The 3,645-nt window shown below is 60.9% G+C and carries 4 protein-coding genes; all 4 read right to left on the reverse strand.

The window, feature by feature from the left end; all coding sequences use genetic code 11:
- Window positions 1-263 (reverse strand): hypothetical protein (locus ABX749_RS25885; RefSeq protein WP_372898550.1); only part of this gene is annotated, 263 nt, incomplete at its 3' end.
- The gene (locus tag ABX749_RS25890) at window positions 260-811 is read right to left on the reverse strand and encodes a GspMb/PilO family protein (RefSeq protein ID WP_372898551.1); all 552 of its coding nucleotides are present in this window, start codon (window positions 809-811) and stop codon (window positions 260-262) included. The genes ABX749_RS25890 and ABX749_RS25885, both read right to left, overlap by 4 nt.
- 22 nt (window positions 812-833) lie before the next feature.
- The gene (locus tag ABX749_RS25895) at window positions 834-2,306 is read right to left on the reverse strand and encodes a hypothetical protein (RefSeq protein ID WP_372898552.1); all 1,473 of its coding nucleotides are present in this window, start codon (window positions 2,304-2,306) and stop codon (window positions 834-836) included.
- Between the two features lie 222 nt (window positions 2,307-2,528).
- Entirely contained in the window at window positions 2,529-2,972 is a 444-nt protein-coding gene (locus ABX749_RS25900) for a type IV pilin protein (protein WP_197455997.1), read from the reverse strand.
- Window positions 2,973-3,645 lie beyond the last annotated feature (673 nt).

Consider the following 3,645-nt stretch of genomic DNA (forward strand, 5'->3'; position numbering starts at 1 on the left):
CCGAGGTCTTCGGGAGTTGCATCCGATGTTTCGCCCTCGGACGCGTCGTCTGTGGGGCGCTGGACCAGCACGGCTGCGAAGGGATCATTGCTGATCACCGCAGGCAGCGGTGGCGTTTCCAGATCGGCGACTTTCCAGCGAACGGATTTGGCCCGCACGACATCTTCGCCGAGGTCCATCGGAGCCTCGGGGGGCCAGCCGAGATACAGGGCGATTGTCAGGACGGCACAGGGAGGCGCGTATCTTTGGAGGTTGACGTTCATTCCTTCTCCTTCAGCATGCGAACGGACAACTGCATCGTGGGTTGTGATGCACTGCGTTCGGCCGGATTGATCTGAAGCGTTTCGACGCGAATCAATTCGGGTTGTGATTCCAACAGGAACAGCGCTTCATTGAGTTGGCAGAAATCGCCAGCCAAGTCCAGGGTGACGCGGACGTTGTAGATCGGCCCCAAGCGTTGCGGGGCTTCGGCATTGATCTGCAGAAGGTCGGCGCCGGAATCTCGGAACAGGTCGATGAAAAATCCGGTCACCGCATCGTTGCCTTCGCCTTGCAGGATCCGCGGCCGAACGTGTTCGAGCGCGTCCTGGAGCAGCATGACCTCTTCGGCCGTCTTGACCTTTTCACGCAACTGTTGCAGTTCCCGGCGTGTCTTTTTGGTTCTGCCGTGCAGGGGCTCGCTGATCGCGAAGAACATGATGGCGACCATGACCAGCGCGACGGCAACGCGCATGCGAAACGGGTCGCGGAGTTGCTCAGCGACCTGCTGCAGTTCTTGCTTCCAGTCTTTTTTCGCTTCAGGATGTTTCATGGTATCGGGCTCGGAGGACGCACTACCCCTTGGCCTTGCTGCTGGTGGTCAGAATGATGGAGAACTCGGCACCGGCGACTCCGGTTTCCGCCGAGAGGGTGCGGCGCAGGTCGCTCAGTTCGACGCGTTGGAAGTGTTCGGCGACGGTTTCCAGTTGGCCGACGGTCTCGGTCAGTTTGCTCACCGAGGCGGGGAGTTGGCCGTCTTCGTCGAGCACGCATTCGGCGTGCAAGATCAACGTGGTCGGGGCGGTCTTGACGGCCCGTTTTCGTTTTTGGCTCATCGTCGCACTGCCGCGGATACCGGTCAGCCGGGTGCCGTCGGGCAAGATCGACGTGATCTGTCCCAGCATCGGGCTCCAGCGAACGCGTTTGTCCATGAAGGTGCTGACGGCGCTGGCTCGGGCGTTCAATCGATCGCGTTCGGGGCGTGGGTTGGAGCCATCGGTGGCCATTGACGGGGCGCTCGAAACGAGTGCCACGTGGTTGGATTCGGTTTTTTTCATGCGGTCCACCAGCACTAGGGCGAGGGCACACGCCGCCACGAGATAGAGGGCGATTTCTTTGTACGGAACGACGCGGTGGAGTTTTAACGGCTCGCGATATTCCCGCACGAAATCAAACTCGTCCTCTTCGTCGGCCAAGAATCCATCGGCGCAGGCGCGTGCGATGTGGTCCGGTTTCATCGAAGGGGCGTCCAGCCAACGGAAGTCGTCGGGCAGATTGTCGCTCAACCACTGGCGATCGATCAGCGACTGCAGCTCACGTCGGCCGTAGATGCTGACCGCGTCCGGGGAGGTCTCCAGGCCGCATGCGGCGTAGGCGGCTTCGACCGAGCGGACGATGGAAACGATGCCCGTTGCTTCGTCGCCCTGTGGCAAGGGCATGCTCTGCCAATGGATCGCCCGGGTGCCCTTGGTCATCACGGCCAGCAAGCTGGTATCGCCCAAGAAGACGCGTGTGACCAGTCGGTCGCGTCGTTCCGAGCGTTCGTTTTCGACCGCGGCGCTGATCAGCGCGTTGGCGGCCGGTTCGAGTCGCTGCAGCGAGTGTTTGGTGTTGCCGATGGTTTCACGAATGGATTCGATGCGATCCAGTGGCGCGGCCACGATGGAGACCAATTGTCGGCGATGGGCTTGCCAATTGAGGACATCGATCGCGAGTTGATCGAGTTTCGCGGTGGAACTTCGCAGCGATTCGCGAAGCAACGTGCGTGGGCTGGCATTGCCGCCGCCGGAGTTGATCGGACGGGTGGCGAAGTAGCATTCGCTGGTCGGGATGGCCGCGGCAACGGGGACGGGGTCGCCTTGGACGCCCAAGGCGTCAAACAATTCAGCCAACGAGTGACCGAGGTCGTCGCTTTGGACCGCGACCGAGGCGTACTCATAACGCACCGCGCCAAACATGGTTGTCGACGCGTGACATCCATGTAAGTGTTGTCGCCCGAACAGAATCCCGACAACGTGGCTGCGGGATCGATCGCTTGCGGTGTTCATGATGGAAACGTCCCCTCCGGTGATGCGTCAGCGGGGCTCACCGTAGGGTGATGAACCCGCTGTCACATCTGGATGCGATACGCCAGTCAAGCTGGCACAAAAAAAGGGCGGTCCGTGAATGGTTACGGACCGCCCCAGCTGATTGGATCGGTGGTGGCATGGTGCCGTCGTGGTGACGGTTCATGCCACGCTTTCCCCCCAGAAAGCGGTCAGGTCGTCAGCCTAGGTGCTCTGTGGATTAATTTCCGCGTCGATGGTGCTATTCATCGCGTCGTAACCGTCTTCGGTGAACGTCACGGTGTAGGCGCCGTAACCGGAGCTTGATCCGGATCGCGTCAGCGTCAGGGTCCAGGAATCTTCCAGGCTTCCCGATCCGCCGGCGGCGGCAACACCAACGCTAAAGTACTTCGGCGGAGCTTGCTCCATGTCCAATTGAGTCAAATCCGACGCGTAGGTCCCTTGGCGGGCCTGATAGCGTTCTTGTGCTGCGCGGACGCTGGCGAGGTACTTGAATGATTCCGAAGCTTTACTTCGTTCAACACTTTGCAGCAATCGCGGGACGCCGAACGCGGCCAGGACGCCGATGATGATGACGACGACCGACAGCTCGACGAGCGAAAAACCCTTTCGGGCGCGACTGGGACGAAAGGCAATTGCGTGAGCCACGGTGGGCCTCCAACTTAAATCAGGTAGTTGTTTTTTAAAACGTTTGATCGATCCTGGAGAGACTCCGACCGAATCGGTGGGTTTGTCGCCGTGTGGATCGCGACTAAAGAAACTGATAGGACACGCGCAAGGGCACGCCGGCTGACCGGTTAGAAATTCAGTGCCGGCGGTCGTGCAAGCCAGATTGCGGTGCCGCGTGTAGCGATCATTCCGATCAGACGACGCAGGCGGGCTCGATGCGCCACTTTCGGCGGGGCAAACGACAACTCCGAGATCGCGATCGCGACGCCGATGTTTGGGCGACCCGGGTGGACATGACGGTCGGGGCGACCGGTAGGATTGTCGGTCATCCCGCACGGATCGCGGAGGGATTCCAGTGAGTGGCCGGAAGTGTCGCTTCGCTCGCTCACCCTCGGCTAGTCGCTTTGATACCGTTCGGTGTCAAAGGAGAGCGGCAGCGAACCGAGTATCCCGGAGGGATGTCAGCGAGTAGCCGGAGGTCAGCGCAGCGCCACCTCCGGGAAGCACGACCCACAATCCCGTCGACACCGGACGGGGTCGCAGCGAATCAATTCGCCGGCGGTGCGGCAGTTTGCGTTCGTAAAGGAGTTGATCGGTGAGCTTGAGCGTGCGGGCTGGCCGGGTCCGAGGGCGCCGACGTCATTTGCTTCGA

The organism is Stieleria sp. (assembly GCF_041595215.1).
GTDB lineage: Bacteria > Planctomycetota > Planctomycetia > Pirellulales > Pirellulaceae > Stieleria > Stieleria magnilauensis.